This is a genomic window from Haloferax massiliensis (assembly GCF_001368915.1).
Classification (GTDB): Archaea; Halobacteriota; Halobacteria; order Halobacteriales; family Haloferacaceae; genus Haloferax; species Haloferax massiliensis.
In genome coordinates this window covers 403,551-424,956 of sequence record NZ_CSTE01000001.1, presented here as the reverse complement: position 1 = coordinate 424,956, position 21,406 = coordinate 403,551, and the positions used below count along the sequence as shown (strand labels likewise).

The 21,406-nt window shown below is 68.3% G+C and carries 23 protein-coding genes; 7 read left to right on the top strand and 16 right to left on the bottom strand.

Annotation, left to right across the window (positions count from 1 at the left end; genetic code table 11):
* Nucleotides 1–19: 19 nt before the first annotated feature.
* From BN996_RS02015 to BN996_RS01995, 5 genes are all read right to left on the bottom strand, one after another.
* Nucleotides 20–925: an EamA family transporter gene (locus BN996_RS02015; protein ID WP_089776941.1), complete on the bottom strand. Its 906-nt coding sequence runs from the start codon at nt 923–925 to the stop codon at nt 20–22.
* 91 nt (nt 926–1,016) lie between these two features.
* Nucleotides 1,017–1,607, bottom strand: a complete 591-nt coding sequence (locus BN996_RS02010; protein WP_089776940.1) for a DUF7411 family protein — start codon at nt 1,605–1,607, stop codon at nt 1,017–1,019.
* Nucleotides 1,608–1,610: 3 nt separating this feature from the next.
* Complete coding sequence (locus tag BN996_RS02005) at nt 1,611–1,973, bottom strand: DNA-binding protein (protein ID WP_089776939.1); 363 nt, start codon at nt 1,971–1,973, stop codon at nt 1,611–1,613.
* Between the two features lie 105 nt (nt 1,974–2,078).
* Entirely contained in the window at nt 2,079–2,534 is a 456-nt protein-coding gene (locus BN996_RS02000) for a 30S ribosomal protein S19e (protein ID WP_089776938.1), read from the bottom strand.
* Nucleotides 2,535–2,648: 114 nt separating this feature from the next.
* The gene (locus BN996_RS01995; RefSeq protein WP_089776937.1) at nt 2,649–3,677 is read right to left on the bottom strand and encodes a lysylphosphatidylglycerol synthase transmembrane domain-containing protein; all 1,029 of its coding nucleotides are present in this window, start codon (nt 3,675–3,677) and stop codon (nt 2,649–2,651) included.
* Nucleotides 3,678–3,842: 165 nt separating this feature from the next.
* Between BN996_RS01995 and thiL the strand changes: the two genes are divergently transcribed.
* On the top strand, nt 3,843–4,730 hold the full coding sequence (gene thiL, locus BN996_RS01990; protein WP_089776936.1) for a thiamine-phosphate kinase: 888 nt from the start codon (nt 3,843–3,845) through the stop codon (nt 4,728–4,730).
* Nucleotides 4,731–4,770: 40 nt separating this feature from the next.
* Here the strand turns inward: thiL and BN996_RS01985 are convergent, their stop codons facing one another.
* The 4 genes from BN996_RS01985 to BN996_RS01970 form a co-directional block, all read right to left on the bottom strand.
* The gene (locus tag BN996_RS01985) at nt 4,771–5,910 is read right to left on the bottom strand and encodes a site-2 protease family protein (protein WP_089776935.1); all 1,140 of its coding nucleotides are present in this window, start codon (nt 5,908–5,910) and stop codon (nt 4,771–4,773) included.
* A 428-nt stretch (nt 5,911–6,338) separates the two neighbouring features.
* The gene (locus tag BN996_RS01980) at nt 6,339–6,584 is read right to left on the bottom strand and encodes a DUF7123 family protein (protein ID WP_049920675.1); all 246 of its coding nucleotides are present in this window, start codon (nt 6,582–6,584) and stop codon (nt 6,339–6,341) included.
* A gap of 307 nt (nt 6,585–6,891) precedes the next feature.
* Nucleotides 6,892–7,677 carry a molybdopterin synthase gene (locus tag BN996_RS01975; protein WP_089776934.1) on the bottom strand — a complete coding sequence of 262 codons (786 nt, stop codon included), beginning with the start codon at nt 7,675–7,677 and terminating at the stop codon, nt 6,892–6,894.
* 24 nt (nt 7,678–7,701) lie between these two features.
* Nucleotides 7,702–8,046, bottom strand: coding sequence for a hypothetical protein (locus tag BN996_RS01970; RefSeq protein ID WP_089776933.1), 345 nt, complete (start codon nt 8,044–8,046; stop codon nt 7,702–7,704).
* 93 nt (nt 8,047–8,139) lie between these two features.
* Between BN996_RS01970 and pyrH the strand changes: the two genes are divergently transcribed.
* Nucleotides 8,140–8,853, top strand: coding sequence for a UMP kinase (gene pyrH, locus BN996_RS01965; RefSeq protein ID WP_089776932.1), 714 nt, complete (start codon nt 8,140–8,142; stop codon nt 8,851–8,853).
* Between the two features lies 1 nt (nt 8,854).
* On the top strand, nt 8,855–10,528 hold the full coding sequence (lysS, locus tag BN996_RS01960) for a lysine--tRNA ligase (protein WP_089776931.1): 1,674 nt from the start codon (nt 8,855–8,857) through the stop codon (nt 10,526–10,528).
* 34 nt (nt 10,529–10,562) lie between these two features.
* Here the strand turns inward: lysS and BN996_RS01955 are convergent, their stop codons facing one another.
* Nucleotides 10,563–11,102, bottom strand: coding sequence for an LURP-one-related family protein (locus BN996_RS01955; RefSeq protein ID WP_089776930.1), 540 nt, complete (start codon nt 11,100–11,102; stop codon nt 10,563–10,565).
* A 131-nt stretch (nt 11,103–11,233) separates the two neighbouring features.
* Here BN996_RS01955 and BN996_RS01950 point away from each other — a divergent pair, with 131 nt between their 5' ends.
* From BN996_RS01950 to BN996_RS01940, 3 genes are all read left to right on the top strand, one after another.
* Nucleotides 11,234–11,710, top strand: coding sequence for a hypothetical protein (locus BN996_RS01950; RefSeq protein ID WP_089776929.1), 477 nt, complete (start codon nt 11,234–11,236; stop codon nt 11,708–11,710).
* Between the two features lie 117 nt (nt 11,711–11,827).
* Nucleotides 11,828–13,612 (top strand): site-2 protease family protein, encoded by a 1,785-nt coding sequence (locus tag BN996_RS01945; RefSeq protein WP_089776928.1) that lies wholly within the window; start codon nt 11,828–11,830, stop codon nt 13,610–13,612.
* A gap of 127 nt (nt 13,613–13,739) precedes the next feature.
* On the top strand, nt 13,740–15,260 hold the full coding sequence (locus BN996_RS01940) for a heme-binding protein (protein WP_089776927.1): 1,521 nt from the start codon (nt 13,740–13,742) through the stop codon (nt 15,258–15,260).
* 32 nt (nt 15,261–15,292) lie between these two features.
* Here BN996_RS01940 and BN996_RS01935 read toward each other — a convergent pair whose 3' ends face one another.
* From BN996_RS01935 to BN996_RS01915, 6 genes are all read right to left on the bottom strand, one after another.
* Entirely contained in the window at nt 15,293–15,541 is a 249-nt protein-coding gene (locus BN996_RS01935; protein ID WP_089776926.1) for a DUF8151 family protein, read from the bottom strand.
* 52 nt (nt 15,542–15,593) lie between these two features.
* Entirely contained in the window at nt 15,594–16,040 is a 447-nt protein-coding gene (locus BN996_RS01930) for an SHOCT domain-containing protein (protein ID WP_089776925.1), read from the bottom strand.
* 51 nt (nt 16,041–16,091) lie between these two features.
* Complete coding sequence (locus tag BN996_RS01925) at nt 16,092–18,221, bottom strand: alkaline phosphatase PhoX (RefSeq protein WP_089776924.1); 2,130 nt, start codon at nt 18,219–18,221, stop codon at nt 16,092–16,094.
* Between the two features lie 85 nt (nt 18,222–18,306).
* Nucleotides 18,307–18,789, bottom strand: coding sequence for a hypothetical protein (locus BN996_RS01920; protein WP_089776923.1), 483 nt, complete (start codon nt 18,787–18,789; stop codon nt 18,307–18,309).
* A gap of 184 nt (nt 18,790–18,973) precedes the next feature.
* A complete protein-coding gene (locus tag BN996_RS19935) occupies nt 18,974–19,144 on the bottom strand; it encodes a hypothetical protein (RefSeq protein WP_006601108.1) in 171 nt (56 codons plus the stop codon).
* The gene (locus tag BN996_RS01915; RefSeq protein ID WP_089776922.1) at nt 19,144–20,217 is read right to left on the bottom strand and encodes an aldo/keto reductase; all 1,074 of its coding nucleotides are present in this window, start codon (nt 20,215–20,217) and stop codon (nt 19,144–19,146) included. The genes BN996_RS19935 and BN996_RS01915 overlap by 1 nt, the downstream gene beginning before the upstream one ends.
* Before the next feature lie 190 nt (nt 20,218–20,407).
* Between BN996_RS01915 and BN996_RS01910 the strand changes: the two genes are divergently transcribed.
* Nucleotides 20,408–21,325 (top strand): acyltransferase, encoded by a 918-nt coding sequence (locus BN996_RS01910; protein ID WP_089776921.1) that lies wholly within the window; start codon nt 20,408–20,410, stop codon nt 21,323–21,325.
* The last annotated feature ends 81 nt before the right edge of the window (nt 21,326–21,406 follow it).

The window sequence follows — 21,406 nt, the reverse complement described above, 5'->3', positions numbered from 1 at the left end:
TTGTTCGGGGCGAGGGCGGCTACCCGACGAGGGCGCGGAGCGCCGCCACGTCGCCGAGCGCGATGAGCGAGACGCCGACGACCGCGAGCACGGCGGCGGCGAGGCGCGTGCCGAACCGGGCCTCCCGGAGGACGACCCCGCCGAGGACGACGGCGACGATGGCCTGCATGTTGACGATGGGCGAGGCGATGCTCGCCGGCACCAGTCCGAAGGCGGTCGACGTGACGTGTTCGCCGACGGCGACGAGCGCGCCCGCCGCGGCGAACTTCGGGAGGTCGCCGCGGACCCCCGGCCAGTCGCGGACCGCGACCGGGAGGACGGCGAGCGCCGCGCCGACGAAAAGCACCGGGACGAACACGCTCGTCGGGATGCCGAGTTCCTGGAGCGCCACGCGCTTTCCCACGTCGCTGACGGCGTAACAGGCCGCACTGGCGAGCGCGAGTTGGGCGGGCCGCGACCGGACCGCGCGCCGAAGCGGGTCGAGGAACGCCCCGCCCTCGTAGTTCGCGACGTAGACGGCGACGGTGGCGACCGCGACGCCGAGGACCTGCATCCCCGTCAGGAACTGGTTCAGAAACAGGATTTCGATGGGGAGGACGAACACCGGGACGAGCTTGTTGATGGGCGCGACGTAGGAGACGTCGCCGGCGTCGAGGGCGTCGACGAACAGGATGAGCGCGACGCCGACGAGCGCGGCCGTGCCGGCGACGATTCCCACGCCCGTCGCGCCGAGTTCGGCGAGCGAGGGGACCGCATCCGGGTCGTACGTCACCGCCGTGACCGGGAGGTACAGGACGACGGCGAAGGCGTTGACGACGACCGTGAGAACCGCCCCGGAGTAGCCCGGGAAGTACCGCTTCAGGGCGAAGATGTAGATGCCCCAGACGAACGCGGCGAGAACGGAGTAGGCGATGCCGGGGTCCATGACTCACCCGGCGCGCGGCGGGGTGAAAAACGACGCGGTACGAGCCGGGGGAACGGGCGGTCGGGCCGGCGGCCGAGCGCGGGGGCCGCCCTCAGCGCCGGCCGTGGACGTAGCTCTGGACGTGGTCCGGGAACACCTCGTCGACCGCCGCCCGCCCGTGTTCGGCGGCGATGAGGTGGCGGAGTTCGCCCTCGTAGTCGGCCTTCGGAATCTCCTCGGAGGGCCCGGTTTCGACGTCGAGATGCGACGCCACGAGGCGGTCGACCGCGCCGCGGCCGAACCCCGAAAGCGGCGAGAGGTAGTCGACGCCGTGGCGGTCTTCGAGGCTCTGGGCCTGCGCCCGCGAGATAGAGGGGACGCGGTCGTCGCGGCGGGTGCCGTCGGCGACGGCGTCGAAATCGAGGCCGCAGACCGCTTCGAGCGCGTGTTCGTGGACGTGTTGGATGCCGCCGCGGGGGTAACCGTCTTCGACCATGCGGGCGGTCGCCGCCGCCGCGACCTCGCGGTCGAGTTCCAGCGTCTCGAAGGCGTAGCCGAGTTCGGCCGCCGCGTCGCGGGCGTGCGTCCAGTCTTCCGTGACCCCGAAGTGGACGGTCACGAGCGTCACGTCGTAGAAGGCGTCGAGAAGCAGTGCGGCCAGCGAGGAGTCCTTGCCGCCGCTGTAGAGGAGCGCGAGTTCCACGTGTTACCGGCGGCGGATGTTGAAGCTCTTCGACTCGGGCTGCAGCTCCTTCAGGAGCGCCTTCATCTTGTCGTCGTCGATGCGGCCCTGAATGCGCCCGCTCTGGGCGAGGGCGACGATTTGCCGCTCGGCCTGCTCTGCGAACTCCGGCTTGGACATCTGCACCGCGTTGAGCCGTTGGCGGGCCTCGTCGGTCAGATGCTGTTTGAGAAGCGCCTGCTTCTGCTGTTCGGCGCGCTGTTGGGCGGCCTCCTCGGCCTGCTGTTGCTCCGCGGAACCCTGTCCGCCGCCCCGCTGTTCCTGGAGTTCCTGCATCTTCTTCTTTCGAAGCTCCTCCAGTCGCTCATCGTCGGGACTGCCACTCATACCCTAGCGCACGGTCCGATGTCTGAAAACCATTACGGACCCGCATACAGACGGCTCTCGGGGAATCCGCCGTCGAAGAAGAACTCTCGGTGTGTGTCGGCGGCTCTACGCGTAGCGTTCGAGTTCCGGACGGTCGAGGTCGGAGAGCACGTCGGACGCGGCGTTGTCGAGGAAGCTCGTCCCCTCGGCGGTGATGCGGCGACCCTCTCCCTTGGCGGTCTCGACGAGGCCCTCCTCTTCGAGCTGCTGGAGGAGCGTGCGGATGATGTTCTTGCTGCCGGCGTCGCTGTGCGCACCGGAGACGCTGTAGCGGTTGGTGCCGCGCTTGAGGCCGCCGTACTCGGTCGAGAGGCGGTCGACGCCGACGGGGCCGTTCATGGCGACCTTGCGGAGCAGGCTCGCGCCGCGGACGTACCAGAAGTCGTCCTGCTGGGGCGGGAGCTCGCGGGTCTGGCCGCTCTTCGCGAAGGCCATCCAGTCGGGTTGCTCGATACGGTCCTCGAGTCGTCCGGCGACCTCCTCGATGAGGGCGTCCGCCGGGACGTCATAGATGGTTACCATGGCTATTGGTTCATAATCGCGGCGTTTAAAGGCATCGTATTCGCCCGATACGGGCGGTTGGAGGCTCCTGCGCCCCGCCCGGCGTGCGCCGGGGTGACAGCCCGTATCGCGCCGTCAGGACCGCCACCCGCGCGCGCTCTCCGTGCTCATCACGAGGCCGCCGAGGACGACGGGCACCCAGTAGATGAACCCGCGGAAGACGACGACGCCCGCGGTCGCCACGTCGAACGAGACGGCGGGGCTCGCGGCGGCGACGAGGATGGCGAGCGTCCACTCGATGCCGCCCGCGCCGCCGGGAAGCGGCGTCACGCCGGCGATGGCCCCGATGGGGACGACGAACAGCGCGATGGAGAAGGCGATGGGCGCGCCGATGGCGTGGAACGCCACCCAGAGCGCGACCATCTGGCAGAACCACCCGACCCCCGACAGGCCGAGCGCGACCGCCAGTCCCCGCGGGTTTCGCCCGACGCGCTCGATAGAGCGGAAAAAGCCGTTGATGCGGCGCTCGATACCGTCGTTCGTGGGGACCGACATCCGCGGGACGTACCGCGAGACGGTTCGGATGACCGGCGTCAGGACGCCGATGAGCCGGTGTTCGAGGTCGTAGCGGCGCTTCCACGCGACGTAGACGGCCGCCGGCACGCCGACGGCGAGGCCGACCACGGCGACGAGCGCGATTTCGAGGTTGCGGCCGAGCGTCACCTCCGTGGCGTAGTAGCCCGCCCCGATGAGCGCGATGGTGATAGAGGGGACGAAGTTGAGGGTGTCGACGCTGGCGATGGCCGCCAACCCGGTCTCGTACTCGGTGTCGGCGCTCCGAGAGATGAGAAGCGCCGTCACAGGCTCGCCGCCCGCCTGTCCGAACGGGGTGATGTTGTTCGAGAACGTCGCGCCCGTGAAGATGAGAAACGAGCGGACGGCCGAGATGTCCACGCCGAGCACGCCGAGCACGGTCTTCAGCGACGCCCCCCACGCGATGAGCCACACGAGCGTGATGGCGAGGATAGCGACCAGATAGGCCGGATCGGCCATCGTCACCCGGTCGATGAGCTCGTCCACGCCCGCGAAGTAGAACAGGACGGCGAAGACGACGATCGCCGCTGCGAAACCGAGCACCGTCGCGCGGATGTTCTCGCGGGCCATTTGCTGGGGATGCGTCTACGACGGGCATTAAGTCACCGGATTCGACGGCCGAGAAACAGGTCCGTCGCGGACGCCGTCGCCGTTCCGCACCTCGTCGTCCGAACCTGTGACGCCGCTCACCGGCGGATAGGTGGACATTTCCGCGTCGCCCGACACGTCCGAGACATGGACGAGCGCGCCGCTCTCAGACTGCTCGCCGCCGACCTTCCGGGTGCCGGCGACGACGCCGCCGTCGTGGACGACCTTGTCGTCACGACCGACATGCTCCACGAGACGACGGATTTCCCCGCGGGGACGACCCGCTACACCGCCGGCTGGCGGGCCGTCGGCGCGTCGCTGTCGGACGTGGCCGCGATGGGCGCGAGCGCGACCTGCGCCGTCGCCGCCTACGCCGCCGTCGAACTCGACGAGACGGAACTCGGCGATTTCGTCCGGGGCGCGCGGGACGTCTGCGAGGCGGTCGGCGCTGAGTACGTCGGCGGCGACCTCGACACCCACCGGGAGTTCACCACGGCGACGACGGCCATCGGCCGCACCGACGACCCGGTTCGCCGCTCTGGCGCGACCCCGGGCGACGTGCTCTGTGTCACGGGCGAACTCGGCCGCTCCGCCGCCGCCGTCCGCCTGTTCGAGGCGGGCGAGACAGACCGCGCCAACGACCTCTTTCGGTTCACGCCCCGCGTCGCCGCCGGCGTCGCCCTCCGCGGGTCTGCCACGGCGATGATGGATTCGAGCGACGGCCTCGCCCGGTCGGTCCACCAACTTGCGGAGGCCAGCGACTGCGGGTTCGAACTCGATTTCGACGCGCTGCCGGTCCACGACGGCGTCGCCGAGGTGGCGACCGATTCCGACGACAGACGCGACCTCGCGGCGTTCTTCGGCGAGGACTTCGAACTCGTCTTTACGCTCCCCGAGCCGGCGCTCGACGCCGCCCGCGACGCGACCGACGTACCGCTCACGGTGGTCGGGAAGGTCGTCGAGGAACCCGCCGAGGCCGTCGTCGCCGACGGCGAGGCCGTTCCGGACCGCGGCTACACCCACGGCGGCGACTAGCTGTTTTTCGGTCGGTATCGGTGTCGAGTCCGCCCGCGCGCTATCCCGGAATGACCTGAATCGGCACGAGGAGGAAGCACGCCGCACCGAGGGCGAACGTAAAGAGGCCGACGGCCATCCGGCCCGTTCCGAGCGGCGTCTCGTCTATCGGTTTCGCCGGGCCGTTGTAGGCGATGAACGTCGACATCAGGCCCCAGAAGAACCACAGGCCGACGGACTGGTTGAGGCCGAGGCCGCGGACGTAGTGGAGGTAGCCGGCGATGCCGAACAGGACGAGCGGCACGGCCGCCGCGAGCGACTCCTGGCGCTCGCCGAGCATCGCCCGGACCATGTGGCCGCCGTCGAGTTGGCCGACCGGGAGCAGGTTGAGGACCGTGAAGAACATCCCGACCCAGCCGCCGATGACGACGGGGTGGACGACGGTCCGGGGGTCGGCGTACTCCGTTGGACGACCGAGCACGGTCGCGATGGCGTCGAGGAGCGGCGGGTTGTTGAAGATGATCATGTCCCCGGACCGGCCGAGGACCTCGCTCGGGACGGTCATCGGTTCGAGCGAGAGGCCGATGATAGTGACGACGACCGTCGCACAGAGGCCGGCGAGCGGGCCGGCGACGCCGATGTCGAACAGCGTCTTCCGGTCGGGCATCTGCCCGCGCATGCGGATGATGGCACCGAGCGTGCCGAACGGGAAGATAAACGGGATGAGGTAGGGCAGCGAGACGTTGACGCCGTGGTATCGGCCGACCGCGTAGTGGCCGAGTTCGTGGACCGACAGGACGCCGAGGACGGCGGCGGTGAAGGGCCACGCCCGAAGCATCACGAGCGGGTTCGCGGTGATGTCGGAAAGCGGGATATAGTACCACGCGTACGCGCCGACGAAGAGCGTCGAGAGAATCGTCAGCGCGAACAGCGTGATGTTCTTCCACGGGACTCCCTCGATGCCCTGCGAGGCGGGTTCGACGACGACCACGTCGGTCTCCCCGAGTTCCGCGACCTGCACCTGCACGTCGTAGCCGGCCTCCCGGAACGACGGCCAGATTTCGCGGACGAGCATCTGCTCGGGGACGAGCGACTCGCCGTAGTAGATTCGACGGCGACCGTCTGACCGCACCTCGTGAACGTCGAAGACGGCGCGAAGCGCCTCCACCGGCGGTCCGTCCGCCGATTCGGACTGTACCATCGACGTGCAGTAGGCGGGCGACGTGCATAAATCCCGTGACGGGACTCCGAACCGACCCGGCGACGGCGGCGCGGGAGGCGGTCGCTCGGGGCGTCTGCGTCGCACTGAAAAACGAAGCGCTGCGAAACCGTGCGGGCGTCGCCGCGGGCGGGGGGCCGTCACCGGGGGTGTGTGGTGGAGGCCGCTCCGGCGGGGTGCGAGGAGTTCGGCACTCTGCGCCGCGAGGAGGGGGGCCGGCTCGTCGGAGTCACGAGCCGAGCGGGGCCGGCCGGCGGGCGGTCGAGTCGAGTCTCGGCGCGGGGTCCGAGCGCGCTCGGCGGGGCTACCGCGGGGTCGCGGGCTGTCGGGGTCGGGGTCAGTTCGTCCGGGGACCGGGCGGTGCGCGTCGTCTGGGCGCTGGCGTCGGTCGGGGCGGGCAGTGCGTGCTCTCAGGCGGTCTCGACGCGCCACGTGGTCGCGCTCGTGTACGACCACTTCTCGATGGTCAGCTCCGTCGCGGAGTCGCGGAGCTTGACCATCAGGGCGCCGATTTCCTTGGGAGACAGGCCGACGTCGTCGGCGATGAATTTGCTCTTGAAGTACATCTCGCCGTCTTTCGCACGGTCGAGCAGGTACTGCTTGAGGCGGTCTTCCTTGGAGCTACTGTCGGTGGAGGGGGGTACTGTTGCGCTCATCTGGTACACCTCACTTCCACCTATCGACCCATCACCTGTTATAAAGGAAGGTCCGTTAGAATTAGTTCGGCCGCTTTCAGCCTGAATCGACCAAAAGGGTTCGTTTTAGGAATCTTTGAGACCGTCTTAGATTTTTTAGAACCGTCTTTGAGGGATTCTTTCTAAAAATAATGTCTTGAATACATTGGGTCGAATACGCGCCGTTTCACCCCGTCTGACGCCTCATTTTGCGGAAATAGATGCCGCAATATCGGCCGATTCCCCCGTCGTCGCGACTATCCGCGTATCGTGGATAATCCGCTCCGCCTCATCGGTCGTGGACCCAGAACTCCTCGTCGGTGGTCGTCTCCTTCTTGAATATCGGGACCTCGTCTTTCAGGCGGTCGATGCCGTCTTCGACCGTCCGGAACGCCTCTCGGCGGTGTCCCGCGAGGACGACGACGAACACGATGTCTTCTCCGTCGCCGACGACGCCCACCCGGTGGTGCATGAGGACGCGGAGAACGCCGTCGCGCTCCTCCAGTTCCTCAGATATCGCGGCCATCTTCGACTCCGCCACCCCGTCGTACTTCTCGAATTCGAGGCTGAGCGTCGGGTCGTCGCCCTCGGACTCCTTCGCGCGCACCCGCCCGGTGAAGGTCGCAATCGCTCCGGCGTACACTTCGAGCGGGTCGGCCTTCGCGCGCTTGACCAGCGTTTCGAGCGTGACGTGCGGTTCGCGCGAGTCGATTTCGGCGGCGAGCGACGCCACGTCAGCCGATTCCGCCGTTTCGGCCTCCGCGATGACGTTCGCGGCGTCGGCTCCGGCGAGCGCGAGAGTCGGGACGCGCGCGTCGGGGAACCCCGAGAGGAGCGCGTAGTCGTACGCCGCCGAGAGGTCGTCGAGGAGGCTATCGAGGCCGCGGTCGTCGCCGGTACCGACCCAGTTACCGTCCGGCGAGAGACCGTACGCGGCGGCGACGCCGTCTGTCGATTCCGGTTCGGTCGCGCTCTCGGGGAGCGATTCCACGGTGGCGACGCGGCCGTCCAACTGCGCGGCGAGTCGGTCGCAGAGCGCCGTCGCGCCCGCGCCGACGATTCCGAGGACGTGCATACCCGAAGGACGGCCCGCGCCGGTTTAAGATTGCTCCGTGCCGGCCTCGTCGGACTCGGGTGTCGGCTCCGATTCCCGCGCCTCGGGGCGCGGGCGGGTTCGGTAGAGGTGGACGGCGACGGCCGCGCCGACGAGGCCGAGGAGCGTCGCCAGCCACGGGGCCGCCGCGCCGACGGACGTGTCGGCCGTCGCGGGCAACGTGTCGAACTGCCAGAGCGCCCAGCCGACCGAAAAACAGGCCACCAGCGCCCAGTTGAAGACGGTCCTGCGGTCGACCTCGCCGCGGCGGTGGCGGACGAGCATCGCGCCGAGAGCGAGCACCCACCCGACGACGACGAGCGTAACCGTCTCCACGGTGACGAGTCGCATACTCGTAGTCGCCGCGAGAGTGGTTTAAAGCCCCCGACACGGGCGTCTCGCAGTTGATAACCCTTAAGATGCGGTCACGGATACCCGTGTGCAATGAGAGTCGTCATCTCCATCGGCGGAAGCGTGCTCGCGCCGGACCTCGACGCTCGACGCGTGGAGGGTCACGCCTCCGTCGTCGAAACGCTCGCGCGGGACGGGTGCGAAATCGGTGCGGTCGTCGGCGGCGGCGGCGTCGCCCGCGACTACATCGGCGCGGCCCGTGACCTCGGCGCGAACGAGGTTCAACTCGACCAGATCGGCATCGACGTGACCAGAATCAACGCCCGCCTGCTCATCGCGGCGCTCGGCTCGCAGGTCGACCCCAAGGTCGCCCACGACTACGAGGACGCCGGCGACGCCATCCGGCGCGGCGACATCTCGGTGATGGGCGGCGTCATGCCCGGCCAGACCACGGACGCCGTCGCGGCCGCGCTCGCCGAGTACGTCGACGCCGACCTGCTCGTCTACGCGACCAGCGTCGACGGCGTGTTCAGCGCCGACCCGAAATCCGACCCCGACGCGACGAAGTTCGAGGAGATGACCGCCGCGGAGCTCGTCGACGTCATCGGCGACATCGAGATGAACGCCGGCTCGTCCGCCCCGGTCGACCTCCTCGCCGCGAAGCTCATCGAGCGCGCGAAGATGCGCACCATCGTCCTCGACGGCACGGACCCCGACCGCATCACGCCGGCGGTCCTCCGCGGCGAGCACACGGGCACCGACATCATCCCCGAGGGCGGCGACGAACCGACCTACTGGGCACCCTGAGATGGCGACGAACGACCCCTCTCGCGGCGACGCTCCCGCCGCGGACGCGACCGACGGCGACGGCGACGCGGACGCCAATCACCACGGCTTCTGGGCCGACGAGGTCGCCGACGAAATCGAGGCCCGCGACCCCGACGAGCCGGTCGTAATCAAGGGCGGCGTCTCCCCGTCCGGCGTGGCTCACCTCGGCAACTTCAACGAGATTATGCGCGGCTACTTCGTCGCCGAGGTGCTCCGCGAGCGCGGCCACGAGGTCCGGCAGGTGTTCACCAGCGACGACAAGGACCCCCTCCGGAAGCTCCCGCGAAAGCTCGCGGACGCCGACGGCAACATCGTCGGCCTCGGCGAGGTCGACGCCGGCGCGCTCGGCCGCAACCTCGGCAAGCCGTACACGTCGATTCCGGACCCGTTCGGCGAGACCGAGTCCTATGCGGCGCACTTCGCGGCGCTCCTGAAGGCCGACGCCGACCGCCTCGGCGTCCCGGTGGAGATGATTTCCAACACCGAACTGTACGAGAACGGCGACTTCGACCCCGTGGTCGAACACGTCCTCGAACACGCCGACACCGCGCGCGAGGTGCTGGGCGAGTACCAGTCGAAGGTCGACGAGGACTACGTCCCCTTCAACCCCGTCTGCGCCGAGTGCGGCAAAATCACGGAGACGGTCACGGACATCGACCTCGACGCCGGCACCGTCGACTACGTCTGTACCGACATGACCGTCGGCGACAACACCATCGACGGCTGCGGCCACGAGGGGACCGCGACGTTCCGCGAGGGCAAGCTCCCGTGGCGCTTCGAGTGGCCCGGCCAGTGGCAGGTCCTCGGCGTCGACTTCGAGCCGTTCGGCAAGGACCACGCCGAGGGCTCGTGGCCCTCCGGCAAGGACATCGCCGAGAACGTCCTCGGAATCGAGCCGCCGGTGCCGATGGTGTACGAGTGGTTCACGCTCAACGGCGAGGCGCTGTCGTCGTCCGCCGGCAACATCGTCACCGTCGCGGAGATGCTCGACCTGCTCGAACCCGAGGTGCTCCGGTACTTCTTCGCGCTCAACCCGCGGAAGGCCCGCGACCTCGACCTCACGCGGCTCGACCAGCTCGTTGACGACTTCGACCGCTTCGAGCGCGCCTACTTCGGCGAGGTCGACGACGAGAGCCTGACCCGCTTCGCCGAGCGCGCCTACCCGTTCGTCGTCGACGAGGTCCGCGAGGACCGGGTTCGGCTCCCGTACACGTTCGCGGCCGTCCTCGGCATGACCGACGACGAGGACCTGCGCGTCAAGATGGCCCGCAACGAGGGCTTCTTCGACGAGGACACGCCCGACGAGGCGGTCGAGGAGGCGCTCGGCCGGGTCGAGCGCGCCCGCCGCTGGGCCGAGAAGATGGACAACCAGTACAACTACCGCCTGCAGGTCGACCTCCCCGCGTTCGACTTCGACCCCGCGGTCGAGGCCGCGCTCGACGAACTGGCGGACTTTGTCGAGGAGAACCACGACGGCGAGGCGATTCAGGGCGAAATCTACGAGACCGCGCGCCGCCACGGCATCGAGATGGGCGACTTCTTCGCCGCCGGCTACCGCCTGTTTTTCGACGCCGAACAGGGACCGCGACTCGGCGAGTTCCTCGGCGAGCTAGAGCGCGACTTCGTCGTCGCGCGACTCCGCCGCGAAGACTGACTCCTCGTCCCTCGCCACCACCCTCACCGGACCGTCAGTTCTCCTCGATGGCGTCTATGACGACCGCGCCGACGACGGCGAGTCGCGGGTCGATTCGCTCGCGGTCCACGTCGACGGTGTACTTGTCCCGGAGCGAGAACTGCCCGTCCACCGCGCCGACCGACGCTCCTGTCGCGTCCTCGATGCGGTAGGAAAACGGAATGAGCGTCGTGACGAGCCGTCTGGCGACCGCCATCGGGACGCTGTCCTCGACGATTCGCCCCGCGACCGAGCCGTCGGGGCCGAGCAGTTGGTAGGTGTGTCTGGCGAACGAGAACGCGCCGCGTTTGACCGCGCCGACGCGCTCGCCGGTCCGACTGTCGACGATGTCGTAGGCCGCCGACACGTCGAGGACGCTGTCGGCCTTGACGCGGAACCGCTCCTCGCCGGTGTCATGGTCGTTCAGCCGGAAGTCCTCTTTCAGTTTGAACTTCTTTTGCTTCGCCGAGAGGACGGGGTCGTCGCCCTCGTAGACGACGTACTTGTTGCTGATGGACACCTTCTGTCGGACCTCGTAGCGGGAACTGTCGAACACGGTTCCCGTTCGTCGCCGGGGTGGCTAAAACCCTTCTGGGGGACGACTTATGTCCCCGACGCGCGTACGGTGAGACGGGCTCGTTCCCCCGCGAACGACGCCTACCGCGGCCTCGCCGCATCACAGTTCACATGTCTCTCATCGACTTCATCCGGTCCGTGGAGGAATCGCAAGACGAATTCGACGTCGAACTGGAGGAGTTCGACGCCGACTCCGAACAGGCGTCCGTCGACGACGACTCCTCGGGCGGCCGCTCGTGGGGCCGTCTGCTCCTCGTCGCGTTGCTCCTCGTGGGCGTCGCCTACGCCGTCTCTCGGCTTCGCTCGTCGTCCGGCGACTCCTTCACCGACATCGCGCTCGCCGACGACCCCGCCGAGGGCGAGACGGCGGCCGACGAGGAGACCGGCGCGGACGACGCGACCGACGACGAGGACGCCACGGTCACCGTCGAACACGACCCCGAGGAGGAAACGGACGACGCCGCCTCCGACGACGAGACGGACGAGGCAGACGAGACTGCCGACGCGAGCGACGACGAGACCGACGCGGACGACGACGGCGCGGTCGAAGTCGAAATCGAGTCGCCCGGCGACGACGACGACGAGTAACCCGACTCTCGGTCGCGGGCCGGGTCGGCGCTCGCGCTCGTCGAACGCGGTACCGTGACCCGAACGGTGGAATCGTAACCCGAACGCCTTTTGGCGCGCGCCGCTTCCCTTCGGGCGATGAACACGCTGCTTTGGGTTCTCGCCGGCTTCATCGCCTACTCTCTCCTCGCGGCGCTGTTGCGTGCTCGTGGTATCCTCCCCGAGTACGTCCGCGTCCAGGGTCCCCTCACGACGGTCCACACCCGTCGCGGCCGCGAACTCCTCGACAGAATCGCCGCCCCCAAGCGGTTCTGGCGGGCGTGGAGTAACGTCGGCCTCGGTATCGCCCTCGTCATCATGGTCGGGACGTTCGTCCTCCTCGTCTATCAGGCGGTCGTCATCCTCCAGAACCCGCCCGCCCCGACGCAGGTGAACCAGCCGCAGAACTTCCTCGTCATCCCCGGCGTCAACGACTTCCTCCCGCTTTCGGTCGCGCCGGAAATCCTCTTCGGCCTCCTCGTCGGCCTCGTCGTCCACGAGGGGGGCCACGGCGTCCTCAGCCGCGTCGAGGGCATCGACGTGGAGTCGATGGGCGTCGTCCTCCTGACGATTCTCCCCGTCGGGGCGTTCGTCGAACCCTCCGAGGAGAGCCAGCGCCGCGCCGACCGCGGCGGCAAGTCGCGGATGTTCGCCGCCGGCGTGACGAACAACTTCGCCGTCACGCTCGTCGCGTTCGCCCTGCTTTTCGGCCCGGTCATCGGCTCCATCTCGGTCGCGCCCGGCGTCGCCGTCTCCGGCGCGTACGCCGGGTCGCCGGCCGACGCGGCGGGCATCTCGGGCGGCGACCGCGTGACCGCCATCGAGGGCACGCCGGTCAACACGACGCGGGAACTCGACGCCGCGCTCCTCGGCACGGACGCGGAGACGGTGTCGGTCGAACTCGACGGCGAGCGGACCATCTCGGTCACGCGCGAACTCGTCGTCGCCGGCTCCGTCGCCGGCAACCCGGCGAACCTGACCGTCGAGTCCGGCAGCGACCCGATTCGCGTGACCGCGGTCAACGGGACCGCCGTCTCGACGCGCGCCGACTTCGAGTCGGCCGTCGGCGACTCGCGGTTCGCCCGCCTCGACACCTCCGCCGGCGAGCGCACCATCCCGGTGGGTGCCTACATCACCAACGTCGCCGAGAACAGCCCGCTGTACAACGCCACGGGGACGACCCAACCCCTCATCGTCTCGTCGTTCAACGGCGAGCGCATCACCTCCTCGACGGAGCTTCAGCAGGCGCTCGACCGGACCGACCCCGACCAGACCGTCGCCGTCGAAGTCTACCGCGACGGCGGCTTCGAGACGGTGCAGGTGACGCTCGGCACGAACGACCAGGACGGCAACGGCTTCCTCGGCGTCAACATCTTCCAGGGGACGAGCGGCCTGCTCCTGACCGACTTCGGCACGCAGGAGTACCCCGCGGGGACGTACCTCTCGCTTCTCGGCGGTGACGGCGGCGATGGCGGCCTCGCGACCGCCTTCGCCGGGTCGCCCCTCCAACTCGTCTACGTGTCGCTGCTGTTGCCCCTCGCGTCGGTCGTCCTCGGGATTCCGAACTTCCCCGGCTTCACCGGGCAGGTCGTCAACTTCTATCAGGTCGGCGGCCCGCTCGGCTTCCTCGGCGGCGGCGTCTTCATCGTCGCCAACGTCCTGTTCTGGACGGCGTGGATTAACCTCCAACTGGGGCTTTTCAACTGCATCCCCGGTTATCCGCTCGACGGCGGTCGAATCCTGCGGACCTCGGCCGAGGCCGTCGTCTCGCGGCTCCCGGTCGACGACCCCCACACCGTCGTCCGCACCATCACGACCTCCATCGGCCTCACGATGCTCGCGTCGCTCGTGCTCATGATATTCGGGCCGACGCTCCTCGGCTGAGCGCCTCGGTCGGGGGCGACGGCCCTCCTGACCGCTCCGACCGGAGCCGTCCCGCTTTCCTTCGACGGTTCTCGAACCGCGAAAACGACTCGCAACTTCAATACCGGATGACTCCCTAGGCCACGGTATGGTAGAGGCCCCACAGACCGACGAGGGCTGGTTCGCGCTGCACGACTTCCGAACCGTCGACTGGGACGCGTGGCGTGACGCGCCCGAACACGAGCGCCGCCGCGCAATCGAGGAGGGCGTCGCGTACCTCGACGCCCACGAGGCGGTCGAGGACGCCGAGGCGGGCGCGTCCGCCGTCTTCTCCGTCCTCGGCCACAAGGCGGACTTCGTGGTCGTTCACTTCCGGCCGACGCTGGACGACGTCTCCCGCGCCGAACGGCAGTTCGAGCGGACCGCGCTCGCGGCCTTCACCGAACAGCCGACCTCCTACGTCTCCGTCACCGAGGTGTCCGGCTACGTCTCGGACGACTACTTCGAGGGCAACGAGGAGGACATCGATACGGGACTGCTCCGCTACATCGAGGGCAAACTCAAGCCCGACATCCCCGAGGACACCTACATGTCCTTCTACCCGATGTCGAAGCGCCGCGGCGAGGAGCACAACTGGTACGACCTCTCGTTCGACGAGCGCCGCGAGCTGATGTCGACCCACGGCGACACCGGCCGGAAGTACGCCGGGAAGATCAAGCAGGTCATCGCCTCCTCGGTCGGCTTCGACGACTACGAGTGGGGCGTCACGCTGTTCGGCGACGACCCGACCGACATCAAGGACATCGTCTACGAGATGCGCTTCGACGAGGTGTCCTCGAAGTACGGCGAGTTCGGCCAGTTCTACGTCGGCCGGCGCTTCCCGCCGTCCGACCTCGGCGCGTTCCTCGCGGGCGACGGCGTCCCGACGAGCGAGTTCGAAGACGAGTCCCACCACGGCGCGCACGCGCACGGGGAGGGCGGCCATCAGGGCGGCGAGGGCGGCCACCACGGCGGCGAGGGCGGTGACGGCCACCACCACGGCGACGGCGACGACGGTGGACACCACCACGGCGACGACGGCGACGACGAAGACATCCGCGGACAGCTCGAAGAGCTGAACATCTACGCCGGCAAGCCCCACGGCGAGGACGTGTACGCGACGGTCCTCTACTCCGAGGCCGACGCCGACGAGCTGTTCGAGGAGGTCGAGGGCCTCCGGGGCAACTTCGACCACTACCCGACGCACGTCAAGACGGCCGTCTACGAGGCCAACGAGCGCGGGCGGGTCGCCGTCGTCTCCATCTGGGAGACGGCGTCGGCCGCCGAGACCGCCGCGGGCTTCCTCTCGGAGCTTCCCGGCATCGTCGAGCGCGCCGGCGAGGAGTCCGGCTTCGGCACGATGGGGATGTTCTACACCGTCAAGTCCGAACACCGCGGCGACTTCGTCGAGAAGTTCGGCACCGTCGGCGGCCTCCTCGAAGAGATGGACGGCCACTTCGACACGGACCTGATGGTCAACGTCGAGGACGAAGACGACATGTTCATCGCCAGCCAGTGGCGCTCGCAGGACGACGCGATGGAGTTCTTCCGCTCCGACGCGTTCCGCGACACGGTCCAGTGGGGCCGCGACGTGCTCGCGGACCGGCCGCGACACGTGTTCCTCGCCTGAGGCGGTCGAAAATCAGAACGCGGTTTTTTCTCCTACGCGAGCGCGGCGCGAACGTCTCGGAGCTTCGGGCGGACTTTGTCGGTGCCGACGTTGTACGCGAAGTACAGCGCCACCGCGCCCATCACGACCGCCCACGCGGCGATTTCGACGTTGCCCTGTTCGAAGGTGACGAACGCGAAGCGCTCGATGTACGCGCCGGCGAGGGAGAGCCCCGCGCTGCCGAGGCCGAAGACGAGGAGTTCGAGGAGGTCCGGGAGCACGTCGACGAGTGAACTGCGCATGGTCGTCCCGAACTCGGTCGAGCGTTGTGGCTTTTTCGGTCTCGAATCGGCTTCAGTTCCGCTCGAACGTCGGTTCCGACTCGTCGGTCGCCCGCGTCCGTGACCGGGGCCCGGCGAGGAGGTCTTCGGTCTCGACAAGTCTGGCGAGGCGGCGCTCGAACTCCTCGTCGGAGAGGTCGCCGGCGGCGTAGCGCTCCCGCAGTCGCTCGATGGCAGACTCGTCGTCGACCGGGTCGTACCCGGAACCGTCCGACGCCCGCGTCCACTCGCCGTCGGGGTCGCCGCGGACGCGACGCAGGACGCGCCGCCCGCCGTACGCCAGCGCCATCACCGACGGCGCGACGACGAGAAACCAGACGACTGCGAGGTGCGCTTCGAGCCCCATCATCAGCGCGATGAGCATCAACCACGCCCCGGTGACCGCCCCCAAGAGCGGCGGGCTTCGGGCGACGACGCGGGCCTCGCGGGAGAGTACCGAACCGAACCGTTCGAGGACCATCGGTCGAACGTGTCCCTCTAAATACAAAAAACCGCGTCCGAGCGAGGCGGGTTAGTTGCTGTTTCCGTTCCCGTTGCCGCGTCCCGGATTGCCGTCACCGTCGCCTCGACCCGGGTTGTCGGCGTCGTCGCCGTCGGGGTCGTTCCCGTGGCCGCGGTCGCCGTCTTCGGGCGTGTAGACGTACAGGCAGTCGTTTTTGTACGAGCGGCCGAACTGGTCGGCGTCCTCGCAACAGAGCACGCGGCCGTCGTCCATCACGTCGAGGTTGTCGACGTTGATGAGCGCGTCGTCGGCGACGGCGGCGGGGTCGCTCGCGTCGGGGCCGACGATGACGGGTTCGAGCGTCGAGATGTCGTAATCGGCCTCCAGTTCCGCGCGGTAGACGACGCCCCCGTCGACGCGCTGGAGCTGGAGGTCGCCCGCGTCGTTCGACATGTCGTCGTTGAGTTCGGAGATGCCGAAGTAGACGTAGTCGCCGGGTTCCGCGCCGTCGACGCTGTCGATTCCCTCGGCCTTGTTGAACTCGATGGTCGCGCCGATTTCCTTGGCGGCCGCGCGGGTCTCGATGAAGGGGACGCGCCTGAGCACCTCGTCCACGCCGGCGGGGCCGCGCGTCTCGTACTGGTCGGCCCACTCGACGATTTCCTCGTCGGTGACGTAGTCGCGGTTGCCGTTTTCGACGACCGCCCTGTCGGCGGCTTCGAGGAGTTCCGCCGTCACCTCGTCGCCTTCGGTCCAGTCCGTGTGGGTTTCGAGGTAGTCGACCTGCGTGATGCCGTCGTACTCCGCGACCCACGCCGCGACTTCCGCGTTGGTCGCGTGCCCGAGTTCGACCCACTCGATTTCGAGGTTCACGTCTGCCGGGGGCGCTTCGACCGCGGCGTCGCGGTTCGTCACGTACGGCGCGTAGAGCGTCCCGGCGAGGTCCATCGGGTCGTCGTAGCTCGGAATCGGCTCGTCGGCGACGAACTTGTAGACGCCCTTGCTGTCGCCGTCGGAGGCGAGGTAGACCGTCCGCTCGTCGGACTGCACGTCGGGGCACTCCCACGCGGCCCGGCCCATGACGTAGTACTTGACCGGCTCGGGGGTCTCGGCGGCCGGTTCGCGGACGTCGACGATGTAGCCGTACCGGTACGGGTTCGGGTAGACGTCGCCGATGGGCGTCAGGTCGTTGCCGTCGCCGGACTGGTCGACCGGCTCCGCGCCGAGGTAGTACGCGAGGAGTTCGACGCCGGCGACCGCCCAGTAGCTCTGGACGAACCACGACTCGTCGCCGTAGTAGTCGTCGACGGCCGCCTGAATCTCGGTCGGGTTGGGCCGGTTCCAGAACTCGTGTGCGCCGCGGAGCCCTTTGCCCGTCCCCTTCTCGACGATGTCGCCGACGGTCGCGGTCAGCGAGACGCGCGGGTGACCGTAGTTCTCCTCGGCGGACAGCATCGTGTTCCACGGGCTCAGGTCGCCGTAGCAGTTGATTCGCGTCCCGCCGAGGTCGCGGAGCGCGTCGGTGTTGGCGAGGTTCAGCGCGTTTTCGAGGTCGGCGGTCCACGACCCGTCGTCGTCCCGACTGAGCGGAATCCGCGAGACGTTACCCGGACTCGCCTCCCAGTTGGTGAACAGGTAGCCCTCGGTCCCCGCGTCGTCCGTGGCGACGAACTGGTTGCAGTCGGGGGTGTAGCCCGCGTCGGCGTACTTCGACCCGCTGAACCGGTCGCTCGTGATGTTCGTCCCGTCGGGCGTCTGCGGGACGCCGAGGAGTTCCGACCCGCCGTTGATGGGGTCGCGCTCGCGGGCCAGAATCTCGTAGTCGCCGGCGGCGGACCGGACCGTTCGCCGCTCCTCGTCCGTCTCGGGCGTCGGGAGTTCGTCGAAGCCGCTCTCGCCGTCGAACGAGAACCGGAAGCCGGAGAAGTAGCCGATAGCCGCCTTGTCGTAGGGCGCGGGGTTCTCGCGGTCGGGGTGCTGGAGACTGTAGAGGAGCGTCCCGTCGCCGAAGACGAACGGTCCCGTCACCTCCGCGCCGAACGCCGTCGTCGAAAAGCGCTTGAGTTCGCCCCGAACGAGCGGTGCGCGCGGCGTGTTCGGGTCGTCGGGGTCAGCCGCCTGACCGACGCCTGCCACGCTCGCTCCGAGCGCGGCGGCGACGGACGATGCCATGAGGGTTCGCCGAGTAAACTCCACCATGCGGTCGAACCACTCCGTTCTCCCGCCCTTTAATTTTGTATTGGATACCTATTGTAATATTGTCCGTGGGTGAGCGTTGTGTGGACTATATATCGGTCCCCATTCGGCCTCCGACGGACGCGTCGTCCGCGACGGACGTCCCCTCGCGTTCGAGCGCCTTGACGCCGTCTCGAATCTCCTCGGCGCGCCGTCGGACGGCCGCGACGTAGCGCTCGATTCGCGCCCGCTTTTTCCCGTAGAACGACGCCACCCAGTCGGCGTCGGCGTAGGGTTGCGTCAGGAAGTACGCCGCGAGGGTGTCGCGGCCCGCTTGAATGACTTCCGGCGGCACGCCGCGGTCGCCCGTGCCGGCCTCGACGAAGCCGTTCACGTCGAAGTAGACGTCGGCGTAGAGCGCGGCCGTGTCGGCGTCCGCGAACTCGCGGCCCGCGTGGTCGGGCGCGCGGAAGCCGTACCGTCGGCCCTCCTCGTCCGGGTCGTCGTGCTCGACGATTCGGACGCCCAGCGGGTAGGTTCTGTACGCGCGCTCCGACCGCGTCTCGGTGGAAGGAGATGCTGAATTCGACATGTTCGGGTGTGCGCGTCGCCCCGGCGCGAGCGCGCCGCGGCGACCGTACCGGTCGGGTTCGACGGCGGGGGTGTAGTAGCCTTATAAGTTAGATATATATCGGAAGGGAGGGCTCGTGAGCGTCCGGAACGGCGGAAAACGAACCGAGCGAACGCGCGACCGAGTCGCCGCGGGACCGCCGTCGTCAGCGGCCGTCGCGGACGTACTTCGCGGCACCGACGACGCCGGTGAGGAGCGTCAGCGCTATCCAGCGGCCGGCGTCGTCGCCGCGCTTCTTGGCGTCGAGGCTGACCAGCCACGCGAGCGCGACGTGGGCGACCGCGGTGACGCCGAGGAGGGTCTTCAGGCGACCCATTATGCTTCGTTGCGCGCGCCCTTCGCGACGCGCTTGTCGAGGCCGGCCGCGCGGATGTCCTCGCCGTCGACCGACGAGCGGAGCGCGTCCATGCCGTCGAAGCGGTCGATGCCGAAGTTGTCCGCGTACAGTTCCTCGACGCGGGTTAGCTCCTCGTCGGTGAGTTTCGGCACGTCGGAGGCCTTCGCCCACTCGTCGATGTCGTCTTTCGTGCGGAACGTCGGCGTGACGGCCGCGGTCTCGTCGTAGCCGAGGAGGTAGGCGATGGACGCCTGCGCCATGGTCCGCTCGCCGTCGCGTTCGAGGAAGCGGAGCGCTTCGAGTTTCTCCCAGCCCGTCTCGTACCACTCGTCGGGGCGGAAGCCGCGGTGGTCGCCGGAGCCGAGTTCGGTCTCGGGGCGGACCTGCTCGTTCAGGAGGCCCGAGGAGTGCGGCACGCGGGCGATGAGGCTCGTCGGGGAGCCGGTCTCGCGGATGGTGTCGAGGAAGTGGTTGCCCACGTCCTGCTCGAAGGCGTTCCAGACGATTTGGAGCGCGTCGAACTCCTCTTCGATGGCCATGTCGCCTTCGGCCAGCCAGCCGATGGAGGGGCCGAGCGCCCAGCCGGTGGCCTCGATGAGACCTTCCTCTTTCAGTTCGTCGAGGGCTTCGAGCACGTCGGGCGTGACCTCGTCGACGTTCGCGTTGTGGAGTTGCAGGAGGTCGATGTACTCCATGTCGAGGCGTTCGAGGCTCTTTTCGGTCGCCTCGCGGACCCACTCGCCGGTTATCTCCTTGGGGAGTTCGCCGTGGCCGGCCTGCGGGTTGTTGTAGAAGTCGTAGCCGATTTTGGTGGCGACGGTGACCTCGTCGCGGTAGTCGGCAAGCGCCTCGCCGACGACCTCCTCGGAGTGGCCGTGGCCGTACACGTCACCCGTGTCGAAGAAGTCGATGCCCTGCTCGATGGCGTGGTGGAGCATCTCGATGGAGTCTTCGTCCGAGCGGTCGCCCCACCAATCGGTCCCGACGACCCACGCACCGAAGCCGACCTCGCTGACTTCGATTCCGGAGGTGCCGAGTTCGCGGTAGTGCATGTCCGGCCCTTAGAAGCCCGGTGACTTATTGGGTGTGTTTTGTTTTTGTCTCGTGGGAATCCCCGGCCCGGCGGGCGCTCGGTTTCACCCATCGCAAACGCCCGGAACCAGCCAGTATTGCCCGGAGGAGGCCTGACGTGGGGTTCGCACAACCGAATCCCTTTGAATCTCGACGGCTTACGACGGTGCAATGACGAAGGTCCACGTTTCGCTTCCGGCGGACGCCGAAGAAGGCTTACAGGCGTTCATCGACGAGGTCGACGGTCGGCTCGCCTCGGACGAAGACACCTGCACGGTCGTTCGGGACACCCTCATCGACCTGTTCGGCGACCGCGAGGCGTGGGAGCGCTGGCAGAACGGCAAGCCCGTCTCGCCAGCGACGCGGGTTCGGTTGCAGGGGTACGACCCCTGTAACGCGACGCTCGAAGCCGAGTACTACGCCGAGAAGGACGACGAGCGGTTCAAGCGCTCGAAGCACCTCCAGTGGCTCTGGCGGCAGTTCGACGCGACGCCGATGGCCGACAACGTCGCGTTCGCCCTCCGGTTCCGACAGATGCTCGCCGACCACCTGTTCGCGGAGGCCGGCGACAACCTCCGCATCTTCAAGGGCGTCACGTTCTCCTACGGCCACAACATCTCGGTCGGCGACAACACGGTCATCCACGACGACGTCCACCTCGACGACCGCGGGAAACTCACCATCGGCGACCGCGTCTCCATCTCCGACAGCGCCCACATCTACAGCCACTCCCACGACACCGTCGACCAGACCGAGGTCAGGAACTACCACACGACCATCGGCGACGACGCGCGCGTCACCTACGACGCGATGGTCAACGCCGGCGTCTCCGTCGGCGAGAACGCCATCGTCGGCGCGCGGTCGGTCGTCCAGGGCGACGTGCCCGCCCACCACATCGCGGTCGGCTCCCCCGCCAAGAGCGTGAAGGTGAAACCCGGCTTCGAAGAGGTTGCCGAACCGCTCGACGCCGGCGGCGAGCGCCGCGCCGACGAGCGCGAGATACCCTACGAACTCCCGGACGACATCGAGGCATTCGACGAGTTCGACCGGAATCTCGACGGACCGGTGCAGTCCCACCGTCGCGAGTAACCCTTTTCGACGCGAGTCCGCCGCGTCGGCATCGCCCGCGACCGCCGTCGAGAGCGTCGGTAGGCCCGTTCGACCGAAGAA